This is a genomic window from Streptomyces sp. NPDC051315, from assembly GCF_044455165.1.
GTDB lineage: Bacteria > Actinomycetota > Actinomycetes > Streptomycetales > Streptomycetaceae > Streptomyces.
Genome location: NZ_JBITEN010000019.1, coordinates 133765 through 158570 on the forward strand (window position 1 = coordinate 133765; position 24806 = coordinate 158570).

16 protein-coding genes and 1 pseudogene are annotated in these 24806 nt (G+C 73.1%); 10 read left to right on the top strand and 7 right to left on the bottom strand.

The window, feature by feature from the left end; translation table 11 throughout:
* Positions 1-237: 237 nt before the first annotated feature.
* Positions 238-1098: an SGNH/GDSL hydrolase family protein gene (locus ACIBBD_RS30805; protein ID WP_399422839.1), complete on the top strand. Its 861-nt coding sequence runs from the start codon at positions 238-240 to the stop codon at positions 1096-1098.
* 283 nt (positions 1099-1381) lie between these two features.
* Here ACIBBD_RS30805 and ACIBBD_RS30810 read toward each other — a convergent pair whose 3' ends face one another.
* Genes ACIBBD_RS30810 through ACIBBD_RS30830 form a run of 5 tightly spaced genes read right to left on the bottom strand, consistent with a single transcriptional unit; the run spans position 1382 to position 5769 of the window.
* Positions 1382-2251 carry a biotin-dependent carboxyltransferase family protein gene (locus ACIBBD_RS30810; protein WP_399422840.1) on the bottom strand — a complete coding sequence of 290 codons (870 nt, stop codon included), beginning with the start codon at positions 2249-2251 and terminating at the stop codon, positions 1382-1384.
* A complete protein-coding gene (locus ACIBBD_RS30815; protein ID WP_399422841.1) occupies positions 2248-2865 on the bottom strand; it encodes an allophanate hydrolase subunit 1 in 618 nt (205 codons plus the stop codon). The genes ACIBBD_RS30810 and ACIBBD_RS30815 overlap by 4 nt, the downstream gene beginning before the upstream one ends.
* A complete protein-coding gene (locus ACIBBD_RS30820; RefSeq protein ID WP_399422842.1) occupies positions 2862-3620 on the bottom strand; it encodes a LamB/YcsF family protein in 759 nt (252 codons plus the stop codon). Before ACIBBD_RS30820 ends, ACIBBD_RS30815 begins: the two co-directional genes overlap by 4 nt.
* 20 nt (positions 3621-3640) lie before the next feature.
* Positions 3641-4471 carry a putative hydro-lyase gene (locus ACIBBD_RS30825; protein WP_399422843.1) on the bottom strand — a complete coding sequence of 277 codons (831 nt, stop codon included), beginning with the start codon at positions 4469-4471 and terminating at the stop codon, positions 3641-3643.
* Entirely contained in the window at positions 4468-5769 is a 1302-nt protein-coding gene (locus ACIBBD_RS30830) for an MFS transporter (RefSeq protein WP_399422844.1), read from the bottom strand. The genes ACIBBD_RS30825 and ACIBBD_RS30830 overlap by 4 nt, the downstream gene beginning before the upstream one ends.
* Positions 5770-5943: 174 nt before the next feature.
* On the opposite strand from ACIBBD_RS30830, the gene ACIBBD_RS30835 reads away from it, so the two are divergent.
* The 4 genes from ACIBBD_RS30835 to ACIBBD_RS30850 all read left to right on the top strand — a co-directional run bounded on the left by ACIBBD_RS30835 (position 5944) and on the right by ACIBBD_RS30850 (position 13871).
* A complete protein-coding gene (locus ACIBBD_RS30835; protein WP_399422845.1) occupies positions 5944-6651 on the top strand; it encodes a GntR family transcriptional regulator in 708 nt (235 codons plus the stop codon).
* A 98-nt stretch (positions 6652-6749) separates the two neighbouring features.
* Entirely contained in the window at positions 6750-8276 is a 1527-nt protein-coding gene (locus ACIBBD_RS30840) for a hypothetical protein (protein ID WP_399422846.1), read from the top strand.
* Between the two features lie 55 nt (positions 8277-8331).
* Positions 8332-9204 carry a hypothetical protein gene (locus ACIBBD_RS30845; protein ID WP_399422847.1) on the top strand — a complete coding sequence of 291 codons (873 nt, stop codon included), beginning with the start codon at positions 8332-8334 and terminating at the stop codon, positions 9202-9204.
* 53 nt (positions 9205-9257) lie between these two features.
* On the top strand, positions 9258-13871 hold the full coding sequence (locus ACIBBD_RS30850) for a hypothetical protein (RefSeq protein WP_399422848.1): 4614 nt from the start codon (positions 9258-9260) through the stop codon (positions 13869-13871).
* A gap of 273 nt (positions 13872-14144) precedes the next feature.
* On the opposite strand, the gene ACIBBD_RS30855 is transcribed toward ACIBBD_RS30850, so the two are convergent.
* Complete coding sequence (locus ACIBBD_RS30855; protein ID WP_399422849.1) at positions 14145-14780, bottom strand: hypothetical protein; 636 nt, start codon at positions 14778-14780, stop codon at positions 14145-14147.
* Between the two features lie 420 nt (positions 14781-15200).
* Between ACIBBD_RS30855 and ACIBBD_RS30860 the strand changes: the two genes are divergently transcribed.
* From ACIBBD_RS30860 to ACIBBD_RS30880, 5 genes and pseudogenes are all read left to right on the top strand, one after another.
* Positions 15201-18098: a nitrate- and nitrite sensing domain-containing protein gene (locus ACIBBD_RS30860; protein WP_399422868.1), complete on the top strand. Its 2898-nt coding sequence runs from the start codon at positions 15201-15203 to the stop codon at positions 18096-18098.
* Positions 18095-18529 (top strand): roadblock/LC7 domain-containing protein, encoded by a 435-nt coding sequence (locus ACIBBD_RS30865; protein WP_399422850.1) that lies wholly within the window; start codon positions 18095-18097, stop codon positions 18527-18529. Before ACIBBD_RS30860 ends, ACIBBD_RS30865 begins: the two co-directional genes overlap by 4 nt.
* 9 nt (positions 18530-18538) lie before the next feature.
* Positions 18539-18934, top strand: a complete 396-nt coding sequence (locus tag ACIBBD_RS30870; protein WP_399422851.1) for a DUF742 domain-containing protein — start codon at positions 18539-18541, stop codon at positions 18932-18934.
* A gap of 24 nt (positions 18935-18958) precedes the next feature.
* A pseudogene (locus tag ACIBBD_RS30875) lies at positions 18959-22598 on the top strand (hydantoinase B/oxoprolinase family protein).
* Entirely contained in the window at positions 22579-23184 is a 606-nt protein-coding gene (locus tag ACIBBD_RS30880) for a GTP-binding protein (RefSeq protein WP_399422852.1), read from the top strand. The pseudogene ACIBBD_RS30875 and the gene ACIBBD_RS30880 overlap by 20 nt, the downstream one beginning before the upstream one ends.
* 70 nt (positions 23185-23254) lie before the next feature.
* On the opposite strand, the gene glpK is transcribed toward ACIBBD_RS30880, so the two are convergent.
* Positions 23255-24778 carry a glycerol kinase GlpK gene (gene glpK / locus ACIBBD_RS30885; protein ID WP_399422853.1) on the bottom strand — a complete coding sequence of 508 codons (1524 nt, stop codon included), beginning with the start codon at positions 24776-24778 and terminating at the stop codon, positions 23255-23257.
* Positions 24779-24806: the final 28 nt, after the last annotated feature.

Genomic DNA, 24806 nt, shown 5'->3' on the forward strand with positions numbered 1-24806 from the left:
CGAGAGGGTGGTGCCTTCCCCCTCCTCAGGGAGCGACGGGTCGGTGCTGTCCTCCGTGAGCGACGGGACGGGCACGTCCCCTTCCGGCGAGCTTGACGTCACGGCCGTGTCCCGTGCGGCCGAGCCTGACGTGACGGCGGTCTCCTGTCCGGCCGAGCCTGACGTGACGGCGGTGTCCTGTCCGGTCGAGCGTGACGTGACGGCGGTGTCCCGTCCCTTCGTGTCCGGAGGGCTCGGATGAGACCCGTCCGTTTCGTGGCCCTCGGGGACTCGCTCACCGAAGGAGTCGGGGACCGTGTGGGCGACGGGTGGCGGGGCTGGGCCGCGCTGCTCGCCGGCGGACTCTGCGGGGAGACCGGGGAAGCCGTCGAGTTCACCAACCTCGCGGTCAGCGGGTCGCAGACGCGGGACGTCCTGGAGCGACAGCTCCCGGCCGGGCTCGCGCTGCGGCCCGACCTCGTCTCCGTCGTGGTCGGCGTCAACGACACCCTGCGCTGCACCTTCGACATCCACGCCGTCGCCACCCGGCTCGACACGGTGTACGGCTCCCTCACCCGGCAGGGCGCGGTCCTGCTCACCGCCTGCCTGCCCGACCCGGGCGCGATACTGGGCCTGCCCGGTGCCCTCGCCCGACCGCTCGCCCGGCGGCAGCAGGCGATCAACACCGTCGTCCACGCGCTCTCCACCCGGTACGGGGCCGTCCACCTCCACGCGTCCGAGGGCGCGTGGCTGACGGACCGCGCCCTGTGGAGCGCGGACCGGCTGCACCCCGGCGAGCGGGGCCACCGGCAGCTGGCGGCGCGCTTCCACGCGCTGCTGGCACAGTCGGGCCTGGCGACCGGCGCCCCGCCCTCGGTCGAGCCGGAGTTCCCGGCGCCCTCCAAGGCGGCCGGCCTGTGGTGGCTGGCCACCGCGGGCACCGGCTGGGTGGCCCGGCGGTGCACCGACCTGCTGCCGCAACTGCTCGCGCTCGCCGCCGACGAGATGCGGCACCGCGCGCGTGGAACGAGCGCCCGGCTCGACCTGCGGGCCGCCGCGGCGGTGTCGGCGGCGCTGGCCGCGGTGTCGGTGGCGGAACGGCAGCCGGGCGCGGCGTAGGGCGGCGGCTGCGGGCGGCGGTGGTGGGCTGTGATCGGCGTGAAGGTGAGCGCCGCGGTCGCGCGCGACCGCGGGGTGCCGACGGGCGAGACGGTGAAGGAGTCCGGGTCCGCCGGCTTCCAGTCCGCCGCCCACGACTGCGACGGCCCGGCCGGCAGGGCGCCCGGCCGGGCCTTGCTGGCACCGGCATGTCCGCGGCTGAACGGCGGCGTACGGGCCTGCTGCCACCGGCGTGGATGCGGCTGAACAGCGGCGTACCCGCTCCCACCGGCGCGTCTGCGGCTCAGCGTCGGCGTACGGCCGTGAAGCGGACCGGTGTTCCCGGTACCGCCTGGGCGGCGGCCGGGAGGTCGGCCGGGCGGACCACCCCGATCACCGGGTAGCCCCCGGTGGTCGGGTGGTCGGCCAGGAAGACGACCGGCCTGCCGTCCGGGGGGACCTGTACCGCGCCCAGCACCATGCCCTCACTGGGCAGTTCGCCGGGGCGGGCCCGCTCCAGGGCGGGGCCCTCCGTGCGCAGGCCGATGCGGTTGCTCGCGGGCGACACGCGGTACGCGCGCGAGGTGAACGTGCGGAGCGCCGCCGGTGTGAACCAGTCGTCGCGGGGACCCGGGGTCACCCGCAGGACGAGTTCCGCCGGAGGCGCCGGCTGCGGGGCCACGTCCACGCGCGTGTGCGGGACGAGGACGTGTCCCAGGGGCAGCACCGTGCCGTCCGTGAGAGGCGCCGGGCCGAGACCGGAGAGCAGGTCCGTGGAGCGGCTGCCGAGCACGGGTTCGACGGCGATGCCGCCGGTCACGGCCACGTAGCCGCGTACTCCGCGGATCGCCGGCCCGACGTCCAGCAGCGCGCCCGCGGGCACCCGCACCGGCGCGCCCCAGGCGGCCGGCCGGCCGTCGACCGTGACCGGGCAGGGGGCGCCGCCGACGGCCACGGTGACCGCCGCACGCGGGCGTACGGCACAGCCGTTGAGCGTCGTCTCCAGGACGGCCGCGTCGACCGGGTTGCCGACCAGCCGGTTGACGAGCGCCGCCGCGGGCGCGTCCAGGGCACCGGAGCGGGGCACGCCGAGGTGGGCGTGGCCGGGCCGGCCCAGGTCCTGCACGGTGGTGAGGGCGCCGGCGCGGACGACGGAGAGCGCGCGGTCGCTCATGCGGCGCTCTCCGGGACGAACCGCACGCGCGTGCCCGGTGTCAGGAGCGCGGCCGGCACGCGCGCGTGGTCCCACAGCACGGCGTCCGTGCTGCCGATCAGCTGCCAGCCGCCCGGGGACGAGCGCGGGTAGACGCCCGTGTACGGGCCCGCCAGTGCGACGGAACCCGGCGGAACGGCCGTGCGGGGAGTGGCCCGGCGCGGGACGTCGTAGCGCGGCGGCAGGCCCGTGAGGTAGCCGAAGCCGGGGGCGAAGCCACAGAAGGCGACACGGAACTCGGTGGCCGCGTGGATACGGGCCACCTCACGCTCCGGGACGCCCCAGTGGGCGGCGACGTCCGCGAGGTCGGGGCCGTCGTAGCGCACCGGCAGCTCGATCACCTCGCGGGGGGACGGCGGAGCGGGCGGAAGGTCGGCGGTGGAGAATTCGGAAACCCAACGCGCCGGATCGTCCAGACCGTCGAGGAGGACGGTGCGGGCCGCCGGGACGATCTCGCGGACGGTCAGCGAGCCCTCCGCGCGGCGCCGCAGCAGCTCCGCGTGCAGGGCCTGGGCCTCCTCGCCCGAGTCCACCTCGACGAGCAGGGCGTCCTCGCCGACGGGCAGCGCCCTCATGCGAACGCCTCCACCCGTACGCCCGACTCCTCCAGACGCCGGCGGACCCGGCGGGCCAGCTCCACCGCGCCAGGCGTGTCGCCGTGCAGGCACAGGGAACGCGCGCGTACCCCGATGCGCGCGCCCGTGTCGGCGGTGACCGTGCCGGAACGGGCCAGTTCCACCGACCGTTCGACGACGGTGTCCGGGTCGGTGACGACGGCCCCGGTCTGCGTGCGCGGGACGAGCGTGCCCTCCTCGGTGTACGCCCGGTCCGCGAACGCCTCGGTGACGGCCGGCAGCCCTGACGTGGCGGCCAGCTCCAGCAGGCGCGAACCGGGCAGCCCGAGCACCGGCAGTGTGGCGTCGGCGAGGAGCACGCCGTCCACCACCGCACCGGCCTGCTCCTCGTCCCGCACGACGCGGTTGTAGAGCGCGCCGTGCGGCTTGACGTACGCCACGCGCGCGCCCGCCGCCCGCGCGAAGACCTCCAGGGCACCGATCTGGTACGCCACCTCGGCGGCCAGTTCGGCGGACGGCACGTCCATCGCGCGCCGCCCGAACCCCGCGAGGTCGCGGTAGGAGACCTGCGCGCCGATCGTCACGCCCCGTTCGGCCGCCAGCTCGCACACCCGCCGCATGGTGGCCGCGTCCCCGGCGTGGAAGCCGCAGGCCACGTTGGCACTGGTGACGACGGACAGGAGCTGCTCGTCGTCGGTCAGCTGCCAGCGGCCGAAGCCCTCGCCGAGGTCGGCGTTCAGATCGATCGTGGTCATGGCTCCTTCGTGTCTCCTTCTCAGGCCACGCGGTACTGCTCGTCGCGGGCGTCGGTGAGGAACATCTGTCCCGGGGCGTGGGTGAGGGCGAACGGCGGGCGCGAGGCCATCACCGCGGCCTGCGGGGTCACTCCGCAGGCCCAGAACACCGGGATGTCGTCCGGAGCGGCGTCCACCGGATCCCCGAAGTCGGGGGTGCCGAGGTCGTCGATGCCCAGACCCGACGGGTCGCCGCAGTGTACGGGGCTGCCGTGCACCGCCGGGAGCAGACTGCTCTCCCGGATCGCCGCCGCCAGGTGCTGAGGCGGCACCGGACGCATGGACACCACCATCGGACCGTGCAGCCGCCCCGCCGGACGGCACTGACGGCCCGTCACGTACATCGGGACGTTGCGCCCCTGCTCGACGTGGCGGATCGGGACGCCCGCCCCGGTCAGCGCCCACTCGAAGGTGAAGCTGCACCCGATCAGGAAGGTCACCAGGTCCTCGCGCCAGTAGCCGCGCACGTCCGTCGGCTCGTCCACCAGCTCGCCGTCCCGCCACACCCGGTAGCGCGGCAGGTCGGTGCGCAGGTCGGCGCCCTCGGCCAGCACGGTCGTCCAGGAACCGGCGTCGGTGACGTCGAGGACGGGGCAGGGCTTCGGGTTGCGCTGGCAGAACAGGAGCACGTCGTACGCCCAGTCCGCGGGGACCGAGATCAGGTTGACCTGGGTGTGGCCCGCCGCGACCCCGGCCGTGGGGCCCGTCAGCCCCTCCCGGAAGCGGGACCGGGCGGCTCGCGGGCTCCACGCGTGCGCGTGCTCGTCGACGACGGTCACCGGACGGTCTTCCGTGTAGGTCGGACGGTTCACTCCAGTTCCTTCCCGCGTGTCTCCGGCAGCCCCAGCAGCGCCAGGGCCGCGAGGCCGTAGCCGACCGCGCCGAAGACCAGCGCGCCGCCCACGCCCCAGCTGTCGGCGAGGAAGCCGACCGTGGTGGGGAAGACGGCGCCGACGGCGCGACCGGTGTTGTACGTGAAGCCCTGGCCCGTGCCGCGCACGGCCGTCGGGTACAGCTCGCTCAGGAAGGACCCGAAACCGCTGAAGATCGCCGACATGCAGAACCCGAGCGGGAAGCCGAGCACGAGCAGCAGGGTGTCGGCGCCGCTCGGGATGTTCGCGTACGCCAGGATGCACACCGCCGACAGCAGGGCGAACAGCCAGATGTTGCGGCGCCGGCCCAGACGGTCGGTGAGGTGGCCGCCGGTCAGGTAGCCGAGGAAGGCGCCGGAGATCAGGAACGTCAGGTAGCCGCCCGTGTTGACCACCGACAGGCCGCGCTCCGTCTTGAGGTAGGTCGGCACCCACGTCGCCAGCGTGTAGTAGCCGCCCTGGACGCCGGTCGAGAGCAGGCCCGCGAAGACCGTCGTACACAGCAGGCGGCCCCCGAAGATCGCCCGGAACGAGCCCCTCTCCGCGCTGTGCTCGCGCGCCGCGACCGCCGTCGGCGCGTCCTGCACGCGGCGCCGCATCCACACCACGAGCAACGCGGGCAGCGCGCCGGTCCAGAACATCACGCGCCAGGCCACGTCGTCGCCGAAGACGGAGAACACCAGCGTGTACATGATCGCCGCCAGGCCCCAGCCGACGGCCCACGAACTCTGGATGGCGCCCAGGGTGCGTCCGCGGTGCCTGGCGCTCGCGTACTCGGCGACCAGGATCGCGCCGACCGCCCACTCGCCGCCGAAGCCGAGGCCCTGCAGGGCGCGGAAGAGCAGCAGCGTCTCGTAGGTGGGCGCGAAGCCGCAGGCGACGGTGAAGACGGCGTACGTGACCACCGTGATCATCAGCGCCCTGACCCGGCCGATCCGGTCGGCCAGCACGCCGGCGGCGGCGCCGCCGACCGCTGAGGCGACCAGCGTGACGGTGGTGAACAGCCCGGTCTGGCCGCTGTCCAGGCCGAAGTAGGCCGCCAGCGCGACCATGCTCAGCGGCAGGGTGAAGTAGTCGTAGGAGTCGAGCGCGTAGCCGCCGAACGCGCCCGCGAAGGCGCGGCGGCCGCGCGGGCCGAGGGCGCGCAGCCAGCCGAGCGCGCCGTCGTCGTCGACGTGTTCGGCGGGCGGGGGCTGGGGGTCGGTGGACAGGGCCTGCGGTCGAGGGGTCGTGCTCAAGGGGCACCTCGCAGAGGGATGACGGAGGGTGCTGGGTACTGAGCCGTGCCGTGCGGAAGCGGTGACGCCGCGGTGGGGACGGGGCGGGACCGTGCGCAGAAAGGTAGAGGATCGTTGAACGATCCTTCAATACCCGTGTTGTTTCGTTCTCGTGTCTGCGGTTGAATTCCGGGCATGGCAGAGCAGCTGGCGGGACTGGCCGACGACCGCGCCCTCCTGGGCCGCACCAGCACGGCCGAGCGGGTCTCGGACATCCTCAGAAGCCGTATCGCCGAGGGCTACTTCCCGCCGGGAACACGGCTGTCGGAGGACAGCATCGGCGGTGCGCTCGGCGTCTCCCGCAACACACTGCGCGAGGCGTTCCGGCTGCTCACCCACGAGCGTCTGCTCGTCCACGAGCTCAACAGGGGCGTGTTCGTGCGCGTCCTGACCGTCGAGGACGTCGAGGACATCTACCGCACGCGCGTGCTCGTCGAGTGTGCCGTCGTGCGGGGGCTGGGGGAGCCGCCGTACGCCCTCGACGCACTGCAGGCGGCCGTCACGGAGGGTCAGGTGGCGGCCGTCGACAATGACTGGAAAGGGCTGGGCACCGCCAACATCCACTTCCACCGCGAACTGGTGGCCCTGGCCGGCAGCGCCCGCACCGACGAGCTGATGCGCAGTGTCTTCGCCGAGCTGCGCCTCGCCTTCCACGTGGTCGACGACCCGCGACGGCTGCACGAGCCCTACCTCCTGCGCAACCGCCAGATCCTCCAGGCGCTGCAGGCCGGTGACAAGGGGGAGGCGGAGAAGCTGCTCGTGACCTACCTGCGGGACTCGCTGGAGCGGATCGTCGAGGTGTACCGGCGTCGGGTGGGAGACGAGGGGCGGACCGCGGGCTGAGCACCGGGCGTCCCCCGAGACCGTCTCGCGTGTCTGTGACGACGGTCGCTTCTGTGCCGTTTGGGTCGTTGTCAGACCGAGGACCTAGTCTGTGCACCGTGACTTCGCCTGCATCGACGGACCGTGTTCCGCCCCAGCTCAGCGCGGGGCCGCGCCCCGCTCAGGGTCCGGCCGCCGACGAGGGACTGGCGCGGCGGCTGCGCGCGCTCGCCTGCACCGCGCCGATCCACGACCTCGACGCACGCAAGGCCAACCTGGCCGGCGAGTACTCGGTGTACGGCATGGCGGAGATCGCCCTCGCCGCCATCGACCTCGTCACCCTGAACATGGACTTCGACACCGGCGCCGACCACGACCAGATCGTGGCCCGCCTCGTCCCGCGCATCGCCGCGCAGGCCCCGCAGCGGCCCGCCGAGGAACACGAGCGCGTGGCCCGCTGGGTCCTGGAGAACCTGATCAACGTCGGCAGCGTCGACCGCGGCTTCCGCGCCGTCTACGGCACCTTCGCCCCGGACGGCACCTACGTGCGCCGCGACTACGACTTCAAGCTGGTCGAGGAAATCCCCGGCTACGGCGGCGCGGTCTACCTCCGGACGACGGACGAGGCCGTCAACGTCCTCGTCGGCGCCCTCGACACCGACGTCACCAGCGCGCAGATCGCCGCCGAGGTCAAGCTCGAGGTCCTCATCCGCCGCGGCCGCCTCGCCGACGCCCAGCTCGCCGCCGAACAGGCCCGCTACCGCACCGTGCAGTACTCGGAGACGCTGCGCCGCGCCCTGGACGCGACCCGGCGCAACGTCCGCGCGGTGGACTGGCTCAACGCCGTGCCGGACATGATCGCGGAGGCCCTCGACCACGTGGCCGACCGCTACCGCCACGAGAACGCGATCCTCACCAACATCCGCAAGGCCCGCGACGAGTCCGAGGAGCCCGAGCACAAGCGGCGGGCCGCCGAACTCGTCGACATCGTGAAGGACTGCATCCGCCGGCACACACAGTTGCAGTCCCGGCTGCTGGAGGCCGGCCCGCTCTTCCGGGCCGAGCAGGACCGGCAGGCGTTCGCCACACCCATGACGACCTCGGGCATCGACCTCTACGGGCACCTCGTCGCCCCCGTCCTGCCACTGCCGGTGGAACAGGCGGTCAAGGTCACCGACGCCTTCTTCGCACGCGGGACCGGGCTGCGCACACCGGTGTCCGTCCGGGTCGGCGACCTGGTCGACCTGCTGCTGACGCCGCCGGTGGAGCGGGAGCACCTCGGGGCGGAGATGCCGGAGCCCGACGTCATCGCCACACCGGACGACAGCCGCTTCAGCGAGGAACAGCTGGCGGCGGCCATGGAGTTGCTGGATCTGCCCCCGGACGCGCCCCGCAGGCTGTCGGGACTCCTGGCGCAGGCGCGCCGGTCCGATCCCGACCTGCCGTACCTGGTGGCGCTGCTGGCGGTGCACGCGGCCAGTCCCGCGGTGGGGACCGCCTACCGGCAGGGCGAACAGAAGCTGCTGTTCGCCGTGGACGACGGGACGGAGCTGGACGATCCGGAGTTCGGCGGGGCCGACCTCATCGTCGGGACGGCCCTGCTGGACGCGGCCGGGATGGCCGCCGACCGGACGGAAGCAGCATGAGCCCCACCGAGAACCGACCGTACGAACACCAGCGCACCACCAAGGAGCCGACACCGTGACCGAGCACGTCGAGTGGAGCGAGGCGGAGGCCCCCGCCCCGTCGGCGAACGCCGCCGTCACCCCCGCCGACGCCGCCGACGCGGCGCGGCTCGTCGCCTTCGGGCTCCAGCCCAAGCTGCAGCCCGCGCGGGACCAGGAGTACGCCGAGCTGCTGCGGCGTTACCGCGAGGACCCGGCGTTCGCGCGGCTCGCCGACGCCGTCGCGGCCGGGCTCGGGCTCGTCGTGCTGGAGGTGTCCCCGCGCGCCGGCATGGCCGTGACGGCGGCCGAGGACTCGGTGTTCGCCGTGCGCATGAGCGACTACGCGCGCCGGACGTCGGCCGACGGCGGGGACCGGTTCCTGCACGGTCTCGCGCATCTCGCCGTCGCCGCGATGGCGTTCCCGCGGCCCGAGGACCTGGCCGACGACGCCTACATCGGGCGGGTCAGCGTCAACGGCGTCGACGCCTTCGTGCGCCAGGCCTGCCGTCGGCTGGAGGAGCGGGCGGAGGAGCAGGGCGAGAACACCGACCCGGCCAGCGACGCGCCCGGTCTGGAGGCCGCCTGGCGGATCTGGGCCCGGCGCAGCGCGACCGGCGCCACCAAGGACGCGCGCAGACTGGCCGGTTCGACCACCGGCATCGTCGGCAAGGCCGTCGCGTTCCTCACCGACTCCGGATTCCTCCAGCGCACCGGTGACGACAACGGCGGGACCTACCGCACGACGGCCCGCTACCAGCTCCAGGTGCGGGACATGGCGGGCAGCGCCGCGATGGCCGAACTGCTCGACCTGGGCGTCGTCCCGGTCACCGACGGCACGCCGACGCTGCTGCCCGCCGACGAGACGGACGAGCTCGTGACCGACGCCGGGCTGCCGTTCCACTCCTGACGAACCACCAGATCCCCACCCCCCGATCTGCCGAAGACTTACGAGAGTCCGCCATGTACGAGCTGTCCCGGGTCCGCCTCTACTCCATCGGGCCTGCCGGTGCGCGCTACGCCGACACCGTGCTTGACCTGCGGGGCGTGGGTGACGTCGTGCCCGACCCCGCGCCCACGCAGGCGGAGTTCTTCGAGGAGGAGCCGGTCGGCCCGCCACGCCGGCCCGCGCCCGCCGGCGTGCTCTTCCTGGAGAACGGCGGCGGCAAGTCCGTCCTGCTCAAGCTGATCTTCTCCGTGATGCTGCCGGGTCACCGCAACACCCTCGGCGGCGCCAGTTCGGGTGTGCTGCGCAAGTTCCTGCTCGCCGACGACTGCGGGCATGTCGCGCTGGAGTGGCAGCACGTCCTCACCGGCGAGTGCGTGGTCGTCGGCAAGGTGAGCGAGTGGCGCGGACGACAGGTGTCCAACGACCCGCGGAAGTTCGCGGAGGCCTGGTACTCGTTCCGGCCCGGTCCCGGACTGACCCTGGACAACCTGCCCGTCGCCGAGTCCACCGCCGTACGGCCGCCCGCCGAGGGGCAGTCGGGGGCACAGGGGCGGCGGCGCACCATGAAGGGGTTCCGGGACGCGCTCACCGAGGCGGGCAAGGCGTACCCGCATCTGGAGGTGCACTGGGAGGACATCCACGACCGCTGGATCGAGCACCTCGGCGACCTGGGCCTCGACCCCGAACTCTTCCGCTACCAGCGGGAGATGAACGCCGACGAGGGCGAGGCCGCCGGCCTCTTCGCGGTCAAGAAGGACTCCGACTTCACCGACCTGCTGCTGCGCGCGGTCACCGACACCCGGGACACCGACGGGCTCGCCGACCTCGTCAGCGGCTTCGGCAACAAGCTCGGCCGCCGCGCCGAACTCATCGCCGAACGGGACTTCACGGCCGGCTCCGTGGACCTGCTCGGGCGGATCGTGGAGGCCGCCGACGCCCGGGCACGCGCGCGTGACGTCCACGCCGCTGCCGAGCGGCGCACCCGCACCCTGGCACGGCGGCTGTCCGCGCGGGGCGTGCGGGAGCGGGCCCGGGCCGCGGACCTCGCCCAGCGCGTCACGGCCGCCGCCTACGCCGTGACCCACTCCGAGGGCGCACGCGAGCGCAGCGCGCTGATCGCCGCGGAACTCGCCTTCCGGCATGCCTCACTGGCGCTCGCGGCCGCCGAGAAGTCGGCGGCCGCGCAGAAACGCGAGCTGGCCGACGCCCGCACCCTGCACTCCGCCTGGCAGGCCGCCGAGGCCGTACTGCGCCACCGCGCCGCCGCCGACCGGGTCGCGCGCGTGTCCACCGCGATCCAGGAGGCCGAGCGGGACGCCGCCCCGGCCCTCGCCGCCCGCGCCAAGGCCGCCGTCGACCTCGTCCGGGCCCTGCACGCGGCCGCCGAGAGCGCCGAGACCCTCGCCAACGAGGAGGAGGAACGCTCCGCCGCCCTCCAGGAGGTCAGCGAGGCCGCCTACCGCGACTCCACCTCCGCCGCCACCGAGGCGCAGCGCGCCCGCAGCGAGGCCGGGCACCTGCGCCAGCGTCTCACCGAGGTCGAGCAGGAGACCGCCGAGGCCGTGCGCGCCGGCTGGTTGGACGACAGCGCGCCCGACGCCGATCCCGCGCGTGCCGCCCTCGCCGCCAGCGACGCCGAGAAGACGGCCGTCGCCGCCTGGGACACCGCCCGCGAGGCCTCGCGCCGGGCCACCGAGCACGCCCGGGAAGCGGCCTCGGCCGAGTCCCGTGCCGAGCTGACCGCCGCCCGCGCGGCCGACGCGGCGACGGCCGCGCACCGGTCGTACGAGGCGGAACGGCGGACCGCCGAGGCGCTGGCCGGCGAGGAACGGCTGGCCGAGCTGCTCGGCCTGACCGGCGGCGCCCCGCGCCGGATCATCCCGCAGCCCCGCCAGGAGGGCGAGCCGGCCGACACCAACCTGACCCCCGAGGACCTCGACCGCTACGCCGACGAACTGCGCGAACTCCTCGACGACGCCGTCTCCTCCGCCGAACGGCAGCTCTTCGAGCTGCGCACCGCCGCCGCCGACGACTCCCGCATCCTCGGTGCGCTCGGCGACGGCGGTCTGCTGCCGCCCGGTCCGGACGTACTGGCCACCGTCGAGTTCCTCGGCGAGCACGGCATCCCCGCGCTGCCCGGCTGGCGCTACCTCGCGCAGGCAGTCGACCCCGCCGACCACGCGCGCGTGCTCGCCGCCCGGCCGGAGCTGGTCGACGGCGTGATCATCACCGACCCCGACTCGCACGCACGCGCGCGTGAGGCGCTTGCCGAGGCCGCCCTGCTGCCCCGGTCCGCTGTCGCCGTCGGCACCGCCGCCGCCCTGCTCGCACCGACCCCGGCACCCGACGCCGACACCGGGGACGTCTTCCTGGTACCGCCGAACCCGGCCATGCACGACGAGCACGCCGCCGACGAGGAGCGGCAGGCGTTGCGCGAGCGGGCCACCGAGCGGGACGAGGAGATCCGGCGGCTCGCCGCCCGGCTCGGCAAGGACCGGGAACTGGCGGCCCGGCTCGCCTCCTGGCGTACGGGCTGTCCGGCGGGACGCCTGGTCGAGCTGGCGGAGGCCGCCCGGGAGGCGCGCTCCTTCGCCGAGGAGGCGGAGGCCGAGCTGGCCGAGGCGCGGACCGTGCGCGCGGAGGCCGACGAGACCGCAGCCGAGGCCGCGCAGGTACGGGACGAACGGCAGGAGGCCGCCCAGAAGGCCCGGCGTGCCGCAGACGCCCTCGCCGGACTCGCCTTCCGGCTGCGCGAGCGCGCCGGCTGGCAGGTCAAGCTGCGGGAACTCGCCGACGAGGCCACCGAGTCCGAGGCCCGCGCGCAGGCCTGCCTGGAGCGGGCCCGCGCCGCCGACGAGGACCGCCGCGCCGCCCAGCGCGCCGCCGACGACGCCCGCCGCACCGCGCGTGCGCTGCGCGGCGAGCGCTCCGAGATCGCCGGGGCTCCCGACGACGTACCGCAGGACGACGCCGACGCGCCCAAGGCGTCGCTGCCAGCCCTGCGGGAGGCCTACCGGGCCGCCTCCCAGGTGTACGAGAAGGTCGGCGTCGGCGCCGACCTGCGGGCCGAGCAGGCGCGGGCGGAGAGCGACGAGAGCGCGGCACGGGCCGAGCTGGACCGGCTCAGCAACAAGGTCCGCACGCGCGCGGAGCAGTTGCTCCAGTCGCCCGACGGCTCCGACGGGCCGTCCCGGCAGGCCGCCGCCGCGCGCGCGGAGGAGCTGGTGCAGCTCCTGGAGACCCGCATGTCCAGCGCGAGCGAGCAGCTCGGCCGGCTCCGCGGCGAGGCCGAGCGGCACGCCCCCGAGGACGGGGACGCCCACACCGGACTTCCCGAGGAGCTCGTCCCGCGCGACGCGGAGCACGCCCAGGTGCTGCTGCGCACCGCCACGGCCGAACTCGCCGCCCGCACCGAGGCGTTGAGCCAGGCCCGCGAGGCGCACGCCGAACTGCTGGAAGCACATCGGGCCGCAGAGGACGGGGCCGGCGGCTTCGACGAGATCGCGGCCATGCTGCGCGACCTGCTGCGCGAGCACACCCCCGACGAGGACCAGGAGCAGCCGGAGCCCTACCCCGGCACCTTGGAGGAGGCACGCCAGTCCGCCGCCGAGGCCCGCCGTTCGCTGCGCGGCTGCGCCGCCGACCTGTCGGCCGCCGAGGCAGCCGTCCGCGAGGCGAGCGACGTGCTCGTCCGGCACGCCAACTCCACCCGCTACGAGCAGGTCCGCACGCCCGCCCGGCAGCAGATCCGTGAGCTGCCCGCCTCCGCGCTGCCCGAGCACGCCCAGAAGTGGGCGGACGCCTTCGCGCCCCGGCTGCGAGTGCTGACGGACGAGCTGGCGCAGCTGGAACGCAACCGCGACTCGATCGTGGACCGCCTCAGAGGGCTCGTGGAGTCGGCACTGGCGACCCTGCGGTCCGCCCAGCGGCTGTCCCGTCTGCCCGAGGGGCTCGGCGAGTGGTCCGGGCAGGAGTTCCTGCGCATCCGCTTCGAGGAACCCGACCAGGCCACCCTCGTCGAGCGGCTCGGCGAGGTCATCGACGAGGCGACCCGGGCGGCGGTGAAGATGAACTCCGACCTGCGGCGCGACGGCATGTCCCTGCTGCTGCGGGGCGTGGCGGCCGCGCTCCAGCCCAAGGGTGTCGCCGTGGAGATCCTCAAGCCGGACGCCGTCCTGCGCGCGGAGCGGGTGCCCGTCGGACAGATGGGCGACGTCTTCTCCGGCGGCCAGCTGCTCACCGCGGCCATCGCCCTGTACTGCACGATGGCGGCCCTGCGGAGCAACGACCGGGGACGGGACAAGCACCGCCACGCCGGCACGCTCTTCCTCGACAACCCCATCGGCCGCGCCAACGCCACCTACCTGCTGGAACTCCAGCGGGCCGTGTCCGACGCGCTCGGTGTCCAGCTGCTCTACACCACCGGCCTGTTCGACACGACGGCACTGGCGGAGTTCCCGCTGGTCATCCGGTTGCGCAACGACGCCGACCTCAGGGCGGGCCTGAAGTACATCAGCGTCGAGGAACATCTCCGCCCGGGCTTGCCGCAGGCTTCCGCCGGGGAGGCGGGGCACAGCGAGATCACGGCGACGCGGATGTTCAGGCGCCCGGCGCCGAGCGCTCCCTAGCCGTACGGCGGTGGGGGACTGCCGGCCGGGCCCGTCGTGGCCTGCCGCGCGGTTCCCCGCCTCGCCTCGGCGACGGTGCGCCGGCCGGCGGCGGTTTCCTCGCCGTCCACGAACGCGAAGGCCGCATGACAGCGGTGCTCCGCGTCGACCGACCACGCCCGTTCATGCGGGCAGGACGTCAACTGGCGCGGGCGGAGGGGCGAGTGGGGATGGGGGCGGCGTGACCGATGGAACGCCGGCCCACTGGGCGCCCGTGCGCCTCGGCAGGCGACCTCAGGAGTGGGACAACTGCCCGGCGCCGCCCTGCCGGCGTATCCGCTCCTGGGTGCGCTCGGCGGCGCGCGCCTGCCGGCGTGCGCGTCGTCGCTCGCGTCGCAACGCACGCGCCGTGCTGCTCGGCGTCGACACGACACCGTGCCGCTGGTTCCACACCTGCCGGGTCACCCAGACGTCCAGCGCACCCCATGTGGCCACCACCGTGCTGAGCACGCTGCTGATGACCATGGGGACGGCCAGCCAGGACCCGGCCAGGGTGCACAGGAAGGCGACCATGGCCTGAAGCAGCGTCACCGCGATGATGATCACTGCGCGCACCGCCGCGGTACGCACCGGGTCGGGAAGCCGACGCCGACGCGCGGGCTCCTCGACCCACAACGGCCGGTAGGCCACTCGCTCCTCTGCCACGCGGCTGCCCGCACCACCGCTGTCGCCCGCGCCCGCTCGCCCGATGCCCTCGGACTTGTCACCGGCGGTCCCCGCGGCCGCCGGGCGACCGCGCCCGTCCTCACCTCCGCGCCCGTTCGCCGGTATGTCGCGATCCGGTGCCGCGGGTGTCTCACGCTCCCGCAGCGCCGTACCGCGCGCTGCCGTGCCGTCCTCGGGCGCCTCGCGCCGCTCCGCCGTGCCCATCAACGTGTCACTCCCCACCGCCGGCAGACCGCTTGCCTCCGGCTCGAAGAACCGGTTCCCCAGTGGCTGCCCGGCTTGCGCTCTTTTACGCCGCCCAGGTGCGGCATGCGGCTCCTGTGGCCGATTCCGCCCCCAACTCCCAATGACTAGGACGAACAACACACCTCGAAGATTCCCTGTTTTCGAAAAATTCTGGCCAACTCGCCCATGACTGCGACCCGGTGCGGCAGCCTCCGGGAGTACGATTCCGGGGAGGCAATCTCCCGCAATGACCGGACAACTCCCCCCGTACCGAAGCCGATACGGACCGTCTGCTTCCAGACGCCTCTTCGAGTTAACTTTTCGTCGGTAGTAGGCTCGCGACGTTTGTTGACGCACATGCGTACCCCCTGCCGGTGGGGGTTCGAGCTGGGGGAGGCCATGCGCTTTCGCGGGAAGTCGATCCGCCGGAAGATCGTGGCGCTGCTTCTCGTGCCGCTGGTGTCCCTGACCGCCATCTGGGGCTTCGCCACGGTGCTCACGGGGCGTGAGGCGAACCGCCTGTTCACCGTGTCGCACCTCGTGGAGAAGATCGGCTACCCCATAGAGGACACCGTCCGCGTCGTCCAGCAGGAACGCCGCCAGACCCTGGTCTACCTCGCCGACCCCCGCGCCTCCGACGCGCTCTCCGCGCTGGGCCGCACCCGGACCGCCACGGACGAGGCCCTCGCGGAGATCCGCAGGAACGCCAAGGACCCCGACGTACGCGACGTACTGGACTTGGACGACGGCGAGGGCCTGACCGCGGTGCTCGACGCCTTCGACGGCCTCGACTCCCTGCGCCGCAGCGTCGAGGAAGGCACCGTGACCCGGGCGCAGGCCCTGGACCTCTACAACCGGCTGATCGAGCCCTGCTACACCCTGCTGGCCAAGCTGGACGTGGTCGACAGCGTGGAGATGGACAAGCAGTACCGGGCCCTCGTCAGCGTCGCCCGCGCCCGCGAACTCCTCTCCCAGGAGGACGCCCTGCTCGGATCCGCCCTGGTCGTGGGCCGGCTCAGCCGCGAGGAGATACGCGACGTCTCCGACCTCGAGGCGCAGCGGGAAGTGGTTTACGACATCAGCCTCGCCCAACTGCCCGTCGCGGAGCGTGAACGCTACGAGAGCTTTTGGAAGAACGCCACCACCGCCCCCCTGCGCACGGCCGAGCAGGCCGTCGTCTCCACCACGCCCGGTGACATGCCTCGCGGTGTCACCGCCCGGACCTGGGACACCACGGCCGCGAACGTCCTCGACGAACTCGGCACCCTCGACGAGCAGGCGAATGACCGTTACCAGGACCGTGTCCGTCCGGTGGCGGTCGAGGTCATCGTCAAGGCGGTCGTCGCCGGTGTGCTCGGACTGATCGCGCTGCTCGTCTCCCTCGTCCTGTCCGTGCGCATCGGCCGCGGCCTCATCCGGGACCTGCGCCAGCTGCGACTGGAGGCCCACGAGGCGTCCGGCGTCCGGCTCCCCAGCGTGATGCGCCGCCTCTCCGCGGGCGAGCAGGTCGACGTCGAGACCGAGGTCCCGCGCCTCGAGTACGACAAGAACGAGATCGGCGAGGTCGGCCAGGCCCTCAACACCCTCCAGCGCGCCGCCGTCGAGGCCGCCGTCAAACAGGCCGAACTGCGCGCCGGCGTCTCCGAGGTCTTCGTCAACCTCGCCCGCCGCAGCCAGGTGCTGCTGCACAAGCAGCTCACCCTGCTGGACACCATGGAGCGTCGCACCGAGGACACCGAGGAACTCGCCGACCTCTTCCGGCTCGACCACCTCACCACCCGTATGCGCCGGCACGCCGAGGGCCTGGTGATCCTCTCCGGTGCCGCACCCTCCCGGCAGTGGCGCAAGCCCATCCAGCTCATGGACATCGTCCGTGCCGCCGTCGCCGAAGTGGAGGACTACGAGCGCATAGAGGTCCGCCGCCTGCCGCGCGTCGCCGTCACCGGACCGGCCGTCGCCGACCTCACCCACCTCGTGGCCGAGCTCCTGGAGAACGCCACGGTGTTCTCCCCGCCGCACACCGCCGTCCAGGTCCTGGGCGACCGGGTCGCCAACGGGTTCACCCTGGAGATCCACGACCGCGGCCTCGGCATGGCACCCGAAGCGCTCCTCGACGCCAACCTCCGGCTCGCCGAGACCCCCGAGTTCGAGCTGTCCGACACCGACCGGCTCGGGCTGTTCGTGGTCAGCCGGCTCGCCCAACGGCAGAACGTCCGGGTCTCCCTGCAACCGTCCCCCTACGGGGGTACGACCGCCGTCATCTTCATCCCCGACGCGCTGCTCACCGACGATGTCCCCGACACGAACGGCATCGGCTTCCGCCTCGACCGCCCCCGTCCCGCAAAGGAGAGCGATCCCGCGGAGAACCGCAGGTCCGCGCTCTCCCACAGCCCGGCGCAACTCCCCGGAGTCCCCGCCGCACTGCTGGACGGACCAATCGAGCTGGACGCCCCCGTCGACCTGGACGCGCTCGGCGACTTCCCGGCCCCGCTGGAGGACGAGGACGACGACCGAGGCGGTCTGTTCCGCCCTCGCCGCTCGCTCACCCGTGCGGAGGAGGAGCCGGCCGCCCGTACCGTCGAGCCGCACCGCCGGCTCCCCGACCCCCGCGGCGAACGGGACCGGGCCGCCCCCGGCGACCCGACGGCCCCCGTGCCCCTGCCAGGCCGCCGGACCCCCAAACTGGTCAGTTCCCACGGCCGCCCGGTGACCGATCAGCGGACCCGCCACACGTCCGGCGACGACTTCCCGTCGCGGCACGGGGCACGCCGGGCGGACGACGACACCCCGGCGCCCCTGCCGTCCCGCAGGCGAGGCGCGACGGCCCACATCCCGCGGAACACCGGCGCGGCCGAGTACCCCGGCCGCGGCACGGACGAGCCGTCCCAGCCACCCGCCCTTCCCCGGCGGTCCCGGTCGGCCGCGGCCCTGCCGACCGGCCCGGACGAGTCGGCCGAGCGCCCGGCCCACGCGCCCCACCGCCCCGCGGACGCGGCTCCGGGCAGCCCCCGGGACTCCGCCCGGAACCCCGGAACCGAGCCTCATGACCCGGGCTCCGGCACAGGCCCCCTGCCCCGGCGCGTACGGCAGGCGAACCTGGCCCCGCAACTACGGCAGGGCCCGGAACCGCGCAGGGAGGACCACACGGACCCGGCCGACCGGGACGCCGACGAAGTCCGCAGCCGCATGGCCTCGCTCCAGCGTGGCTGGCAGCGCGGCCGCGCGGAGAACGCCGCGGGCGAAGACGCCCACCGCGGCACAGCACCACAAGGAACGAATAAGGGGGACGGTCGATGACCGCACCGAAGGCGATCGGCCACACCACGACCGACAACGGCGAACTGAACTGGCTCCTCGACGAACTCGTCGACCGCGTTGCCAGCATCCGCAAGGCCGTCGTGCTCTCCGGCGACGGCCTGCCCACGGGAGTCTCCAAGGACCTGACCCGGGAGGACAGCGAGCACCTGGCCGCCGTCGCCTCCGGCTTCCACAGCCTCGCCAAGGGCGTCGGCCGCCACTTCGAGGCCGGCAGCGTCCGCCAGACCGTCGTCGAACTCGACGAGGCCTTCCTGTTCGTCACCGCCGCCGGTGACGGCAGCTGCCTCGCCGTCCTCGCGGACGCCGACTCGGACGTCGGACAGGTGGCGTACGAGATGACGCTCCTCGTGAAGCGGGTCGGCGTGCATCTGGCCACCGCGCCGCGCACCGATCTGCCGTCCGGCGGGTAGTGGGATGGCATGAGCACAGAGGGTCAGGCAAGCAGCCACTGGTTCGACGACGAGGCCGGACCGGTGGTCCGTCCGTACGCCATGACGCGCGGTCGTACGACCAGCGCGGTCCAGCACCGTCTCGACCTGATCGCGGTGGTCGTCGCCGAGCCCCACGCGGAGGACCCGGAAACCGACGCCTCGCTGTCCCCGGAACACGTGATCATCGTGGACCTGTGCAGTGACGCGCCGCAGTCGGTCGCCGAGCTGGCAGCCGAACTCGATCTGCCCATCGGCGTGGTCCGGGTCCTCGTCGGAGATCTGGTGGACGCGCGATTCGTCCATGTGAACCGGCCCGTACCCCCGGCCGAACTGCCGGACGAGAGTATTCTGCGCGACGTGATCAACGGCCTCCGGGCGCTGTGAGCAGCGCGGAAGCGGGGTGAGGACGTGAGCGGCTGGCAGTTCTGGGTGGACCGGGGCGGTACCTTCACCGACATCGTCGCGCGCCGTCCCGACGGTCGGCTGCTCACCCACAAGCTGCTGTCCGACAACCCGGCGCGGTACGCCGACGCGGCCGTCGCCGGCGTCCGCGCCCTGCTGGGAGACGCCCAGGACCCCGTCGAGTCCGTCCGCATGGGCACGACCGTGGCCACCAACGCCCTTCTGGAGCGCGAGGGCGAGCGCACCCTCCTCGTCATCACCCGCGGCTTCCGCGACGCCCTGCGCATCGCCTACCAGAACCGCCCCCACATCTTCGCCCGCCGCATCGACCTCCCCGAGCTGCTGTACGAGCGGGTCGTGGAGGTCGACGAGCGCATCGCCGCCGACGGCACCGTCCTGCGCGCCCCCGACCTCGCCGGCCTCACCGGGCCGCTGCGGCAGGCGTACGACGACGGCATCCGTGCCGTGGCTGTCGTCTGCCTCCACAGCCACCTCCACCCCGCCCACGAACAGCAGGTGGGCCGGCTGGCCGCCCGCATCGGCTTCCCGCAGATCTCGCTGTCCAGTGAGGTCAGCCCGCTCATGAAACTCGTACCGCGCGGGGACACCGCCGTCATCGACGCCTACCTGTCGCCCGTGTTGCACCGCTACGTCCGGCAGGTCGCCGACGAGCTCCACGGCGTACGGCTCATGTTCATGCAGTCCAACGGAGGACTCGCCGAGGCGCACCAGTTCCGCGGGAAGGACGCCATCCTGTCCGGGCCCGCGGGCGGCATCGTGGGCATGGCCCGTATGTCCCAGCTCGCCGGCTTCGACCGCGTCATCGGCTTCGACATGGGCGGCACGTCCACCGACGTCTCCCACTTCGCGGGCGCGTACGAACGCGTCTTCACCAGCCTGGTCGCGGGCGTCCGCCTGCGCGCCCCGATGCTGGACATCCACACCGTGGCCGCGGGGGGAGGCTCCGTCCTCCACTTCGACGGCTCCCGCTACCGCGTGGGACCGGACTCGGCCGGCGCGGACCCCGGACCGGCCTGCTACCGAGGCGGCGGCCCGCTCGCCGTCACCGACGCGAACGTGATGCTCGGGCGCATCCAGCCAGCCCACTTCCCCCCGGTCTTCGGCCCGCACGGCGACCAACCCCTCGACGACACCCTCGTCCGTGACCGCTTCACGGCCCTCGCGCGCGAGATCGGCGAGAGGACCGGCGACGACCGCACGCCGGAGCAGGTCGCCGAGGGATTCCTCCAGATCGCCGTGGCCAACATCGCCAACGCCGTGAAGCGGATCTCCGTCCAGAAGGGCCACGACGTCACCCGCTACGCCCTCACCACCTTCGGCGGCGCCGGCGGGCAGCACGCGTGCATGGTCGCCGACTCGCTCGGTATCCGCACCGTCCTCGTACCTCCCATGGCCGGCGTCCTGTCCGCGCTCGGCATCGGCCTCGCCGACACCACGGCCATGCGCGAACAGTCCGTCGAGGCTCCGCTGGAAGCCGCCTCCATGGCCGGGATCCGCAAGACGGCGGACGACCTCGAGGCGGCGGCCCGCGCCGAACTCCTCGCCGAGGACATCGCCGACGACCGCATCCAGGTCACGCGCCGCGCCCAGCTCCGCTACGACGGCACCGACACCCCCCTCACCGTCGAGCTGACCGAGCCCGCCGCGATGAGACACGCCTTCGAAGAACGTCATCGCTCCACGTACTCCTTCGTCCTCGACCGCCCGATCGTCGTCGAAGCACTCTCCGTCCAAGCCACCGGCATCACCGAACCCCCCGATCTCTCCGCCCTCGCCCCGTACGAAGGCCGCACCGCCGCCCCGCGCACTGTCCGCCTCCACACCGGCGGCACCTGGCGCGACGTCCCCCTGCACCGCCGGGAGGACCTGCCTCCCGGCGAAACCGTCACCGGCCCCGCGATCATCACCGAGGCCGGCACGACGACCGTCGTCGACGACGGCTGGCGGGCCGCGACGACCCACGACGGGCATCTGCTCATGGAACGCGCGGCGATTACGCAGAGTTCCGATCTCGACACGAAAGCCGACCCCGTTCTCCTCGAGGTCTTCAACAACCTCTTCATGTCCATCGCCGAACAGATGGGCGCCCGGCTGGAGTCGACGGCCCAGTCGGTCAACATCAAGGAGCGCCTCGACTTCTCCTGCGCCCTCTTCGATCCCGACGGAAACCTGGTGGCCAACGCCCCGCACATCCCCGTCCACCTGGGCTCCATGGGAACCAGCGTCAAAGAGGTCATCCGTCGCCGCGGCTCCGGGATGCGGCCCGGCGACACGTACGCCGTCAACGACCCGTACCACGGCGGCACCCACCTCCCGGACGTCACCGTGATCACCCCGGTCTTCGACACCGAGGACCCGGCAGACACGAAGAGTGACCGGGGCGTCCTCTTCTACGTCGCCTCCCGAGGCCACCACGCGGAGATCGGAGGCATCGCCCCCGGCTCCATGCCGGCGAACAGCCGCACCATCGACGAGGAGGGCGTCCTCTTCGACAACTGGCTCCTCGCCGAGAACGGCCGCTTCCGCGACGAGGAGACCCTCCGCCTGCTCACCGAGGCGCCGCACCCCTCCCGCAACCCGCGGACCAACCTCGCCGACCTGCGCGCCCAGATCGCCGCCAACCAGAAGGGCGTCGACGAAGTCACCCGCATGATCGACGACTTCGGGCTCGACGTCGTACAGGCCTACATGAGGCACGTCCAGGACAACGCCGAGGAGGCCGTGCGCCGCGTCATCGACGCCCTCGACGACGGCGAGTACGCCTACGAGACCGACGCGGGCGCCGTCATCCGGGTACGCGTGCGCGTGGACCGCGACAACCGCTCCGCGGCCATCGACTTCACCGGCACCTCGCCCCAACTGGCGACGAACTTCAACGCCCCCTACGCCGTCGTCAACGCGGCCGTCCTCTACGTCTTCCGCACTCTGGTCGCCGACGACATCCCGCTCAACGACGGCTGCCTGCGCCCCTTGAGGATCATCGTGCCGCGCGGCTCCCTGCTCGCCCCCGAACCACCCGCCGCCGTCGTCGCCGGCAACGTCGAGACCTCCCAGGCGATCACCGGCGCCCTCTACGCGGCACTCGGCGTCCAGGCCGAGGGCTCCGGCACGATGAACAACGTGACCTTCGGCAACGAACGCCACCAGTACTACGAAACCGTCGCCTCAGGATCCGGTGCCGGCGACGGCCATCCCGGCGCGAGCGTCGTCCAGACCCACATGACCAACTCCCGTCTGACGGACCCCGAGGTCCTGGAGTGGCGGCTGCCCGTGCGGCTCGAGGAGTTCGCCGTCCGGCACGGCAGCGGCGGAGCCGGACGGTGGCGCGGCGGCGACGGCGCGGTGCGCCGCATCCGGTTCCTGGAACCCATGACCGTCTCCACGCTGTCCCAGCACCGCAGAGTGCCCCCGTACGGCATGGCCGGCGGCGCACCCGGCGCGCTGGGCGCCAACCGGGTGGAACGCGCGGACGGCACCGTCGTCGAACTCGGCGGCAGCGACTCCGTGGACGTCGGCCCCGGCGACGTCCTCGTCATCGAAACCCCCGGCGGCGGAGGCTACGGCCCACCGCCCCACGAGCCCCCATCTAGCAGGAGAAGTGATCGATGATCTTCGGGCGTTCTGAGCGCGGCAAGCCCCCGGTCGAGCCCGTCACGCTCAAGATCCTGGTGGCCGGCGGCTTCGGCGTGGGCAAGACCACCCTCGTCGGTGCCGTCAGTGAGATCAGGCCGCTGCGTACCGAGGAGTTCCTCACCGAGGCGGGCCGCCCGGTCGACGACACCACCGGCGTCGAACGCAAGCACACCACGACCGTCGCCATGGACTTCGGGCGCATCACCCTGCGCGAGGACCTGGTGCTGTACCTGTTCGGGACGCCCGGTCAGGAGCGGTTCTGGTTCATGTGGGACGAGCTGTCGGAGGGTGCGCTGGGCGCCGTCGTGCTCGCCGACACCCGCCGCCTGGAGGACTGCTTCGCCGCCGTCGACTACTTCGAGCGCCGCTCCATACCCTTCCTCGTCGGCGTCAACTGCTTCGAGGGCGCGGCCCGTTACCCGGCGGAGGACGTCCGCCGGGCGCTCGACCTCGACGACGACGTACCCGTGCTGCTGTGCGACGCCCGCGACCGCGGCTCGGTCAAGGAGGTCCTGGTGGGCGTCGTCCAGCACGCGATGGAGTACGGCGCCGACCGTCGCCGGACCGTCACCACCTGAGACACGGGCACGGCCCGTACCCCCGCCGACAGGGGTACGGGCCGCGGCTCACCGAGGACGCACGCGCGTGTTACTGGCCCTCGCCGTCCTCCGTCCACCCGAAGCTCTTCTCCACGGCCCTGCGCCAGTTGCGGTACTCACGGTCCCGTACCGACGCCTCCATCGACGGCGTCCACTCGGCGTCCTTGCGCCAGTGCGCCTTCAGCTCGTCGAGGCCGTTCCACACGCCGGTGGCCAGTCCCGCCGCGTACGCCGCGCCCAGGCAGGTCGTCTCCGAGACCCGGGGCCGGATCACGGGTACCCCCAGGACATCGGCCTGGTGCTGCATGAGGAGGTTGTTCCTCGTCATGCCGCCGTCCACCTTCAGGGTCGTGATCCGCACCCCCGAGTCCTGGTACATGGCGTCCACGACCTCCCGTGTCTGCCAGCTCGTCGCCTCCAGCACCGCCCGGGCGAGATGCGCCTTGGTGACGTACCGGGTGAGCCCGGTGACGACACCGCGCGCGTCGGACCGCCAGTAGGGCGCGAACAGCCCGGAGAAGGCGGGCACGATGTACGCGCCGCCGTTGTCGTCGACACCGGCCGCCAGGGTCTCGATCTCGTCAGCCGTACGGATGATGCCGAGCTGGTCCCGGAACCACTGCACGAGCGCGCCCGTTACGGCGATCGAACCCTCCAGGCAGTAGACCGGTGCCTCCCCGCCGAGCTTGTAGCCCATCGTCGTCAGCAGTCCGCTCTTCGACGGCACCGGCCGGTCACCGGTGTTCAGCAGCAGGAAGCTGCCCGTCCCGTACGTGTTCTTCGCCGTCCCCACGTCGTAGCAGGCCTGACCGAACACCGCCGCCTGCTGGTCGCCCAGCGCCGAGGCGACCGGTACTCCCGACAGCCGGCCCACCGCGGTGCCGTACACCTCGGCGCAGGACCTGATCTCCGGCAGCACGGCCTCGGGCACGTTCATCGCGGACAGGATGGACGCGTCCCACTGGAGTGTCTCCAGGTTCATCAGCATGGTGCGCGCGGCGTTGGTCACGTCGGTCACGTGACGGCCGCCGTCGACACCACCTGTGAGGTTCCAGATGAGCCAGGAGTCGATGGTGCCGAAGGCGATCTCCCCGCGCTCGGCACGGTCCCTGAGCCCGGGCACGTTGTCGAGCAGCCAGGCCGCCTTGGGCCCGGAGAAGTAGCTGGCCAGCGGCAGCCCGGTCTGCTCGCGGAAACGGTCCTGGCCGTCGGCGCCGCCCAGTTCGTTGCAGAGCGCTGCCGTGCGGGTGTCCTGCCACACGATCGCGTTGTGCACGGGTTTGCCCGTGGCGCGGTCCCACAGCACGGTCGTCTCACGCTGGTTGGTGATGCCCAGCGCGCTGATCTGCTCCGCGCGCAGCCCGGCCTTGGCCATCGCCCCGGCGACCACCGCCTGCACCTTGGACCAGATCTCCGTGGCGTCGTGCTCCACCCAGCCGGGCTTGGGAAAGATCTGGCGGTGCTCACGCTGGTCGACGGCGACGATCGCGCCGCCCCGGTCGAAGATGATGCAGCGGCTCGAGGTGGTGCCCTGGTCGATCGCGGCGACGTACTTCTCGGAGTTGTCCGTCATGGCTACCCCTTGGGCTGGGTTCAGAAGG

Excerpts from the sequence above, each read along its gene's own strand:
- ACIBBD_RS30805 (WP_399422839.1), top strand. The coding sequence starts at position 238 with ATGAGACCCGTCCGTTTCGTGGCCCTCGGGGACTCGCTCACCGAAGGA.
- ACIBBD_RS30810 (WP_399422840.1), bottom strand. The coding sequence starts at position 2,251 with ATGAGCGACCGCGCGCTCTCCGTCGTCCGCGCCGGCGCCCTCACCACC.
- ACIBBD_RS30815 (WP_399422841.1), bottom strand. The coding sequence starts at position 2,865 with ATGAGGGCGCTGCCCGTCGGCGAGGACGCCCTGCTCGTCGAGGTGGAC.
- ACIBBD_RS30820 (WP_399422842.1), bottom strand. The coding sequence starts at position 3,620 with ATGACCACGATCGATCTGAACGCCGACCTCGGCGAGGGCTTCGGCCGC.
- ACIBBD_RS30835 (WP_399422845.1), top strand. The coding sequence starts at position 5,944 with ATGGCAGAGCAGCTGGCGGGACTGGCCGACGACCGCGCCCTCCTGGGC.
- ACIBBD_RS30850 (WP_399422848.1), top strand. The coding sequence starts at position 9,258 with ATGTACGAGCTGTCCCGGGTCCGCCTCTACTCCATCGGGCCTGCCGGT.
- ACIBBD_RS30855 (WP_399422849.1), bottom strand. The coding sequence starts at position 14,780 with ATGGGCACGGCGGAGCGGCGCGAGGCGCCCGAGGACGGCACGGCAGCG.
- ACIBBD_RS30860 (WP_399422868.1), top strand. The coding sequence starts at position 15,201 with ATGCGCTTTCGCGGGAAGTCGATCCGCCGGAAGATCGTGGCGCTGCTT.
- ACIBBD_RS30865 (WP_399422850.1), top strand. The coding sequence starts at position 18,095 with ATGACCGCACCGAAGGCGATCGGCCACACCACGACCGACAACGGCGAA.
- ACIBBD_RS30870 (WP_399422851.1), top strand. The coding sequence starts at position 18,539 with ATGAGCACAGAGGGTCAGGCAAGCAGCCACTGGTTCGACGACGAGGCC.
- ACIBBD_RS30880 (WP_399422852.1), top strand. The coding sequence starts at position 22,579 with ATGATCTTCGGGCGTTCTGAGCGCGGCAAGCCCCCGGTCGAGCCCGTC.
- glpK (WP_399422853.1), bottom strand. The coding sequence starts at position 24,778 with ATGACGGACAACTCCGAGAAGTACGTCGCCGCGATCGACCAGGGCACC.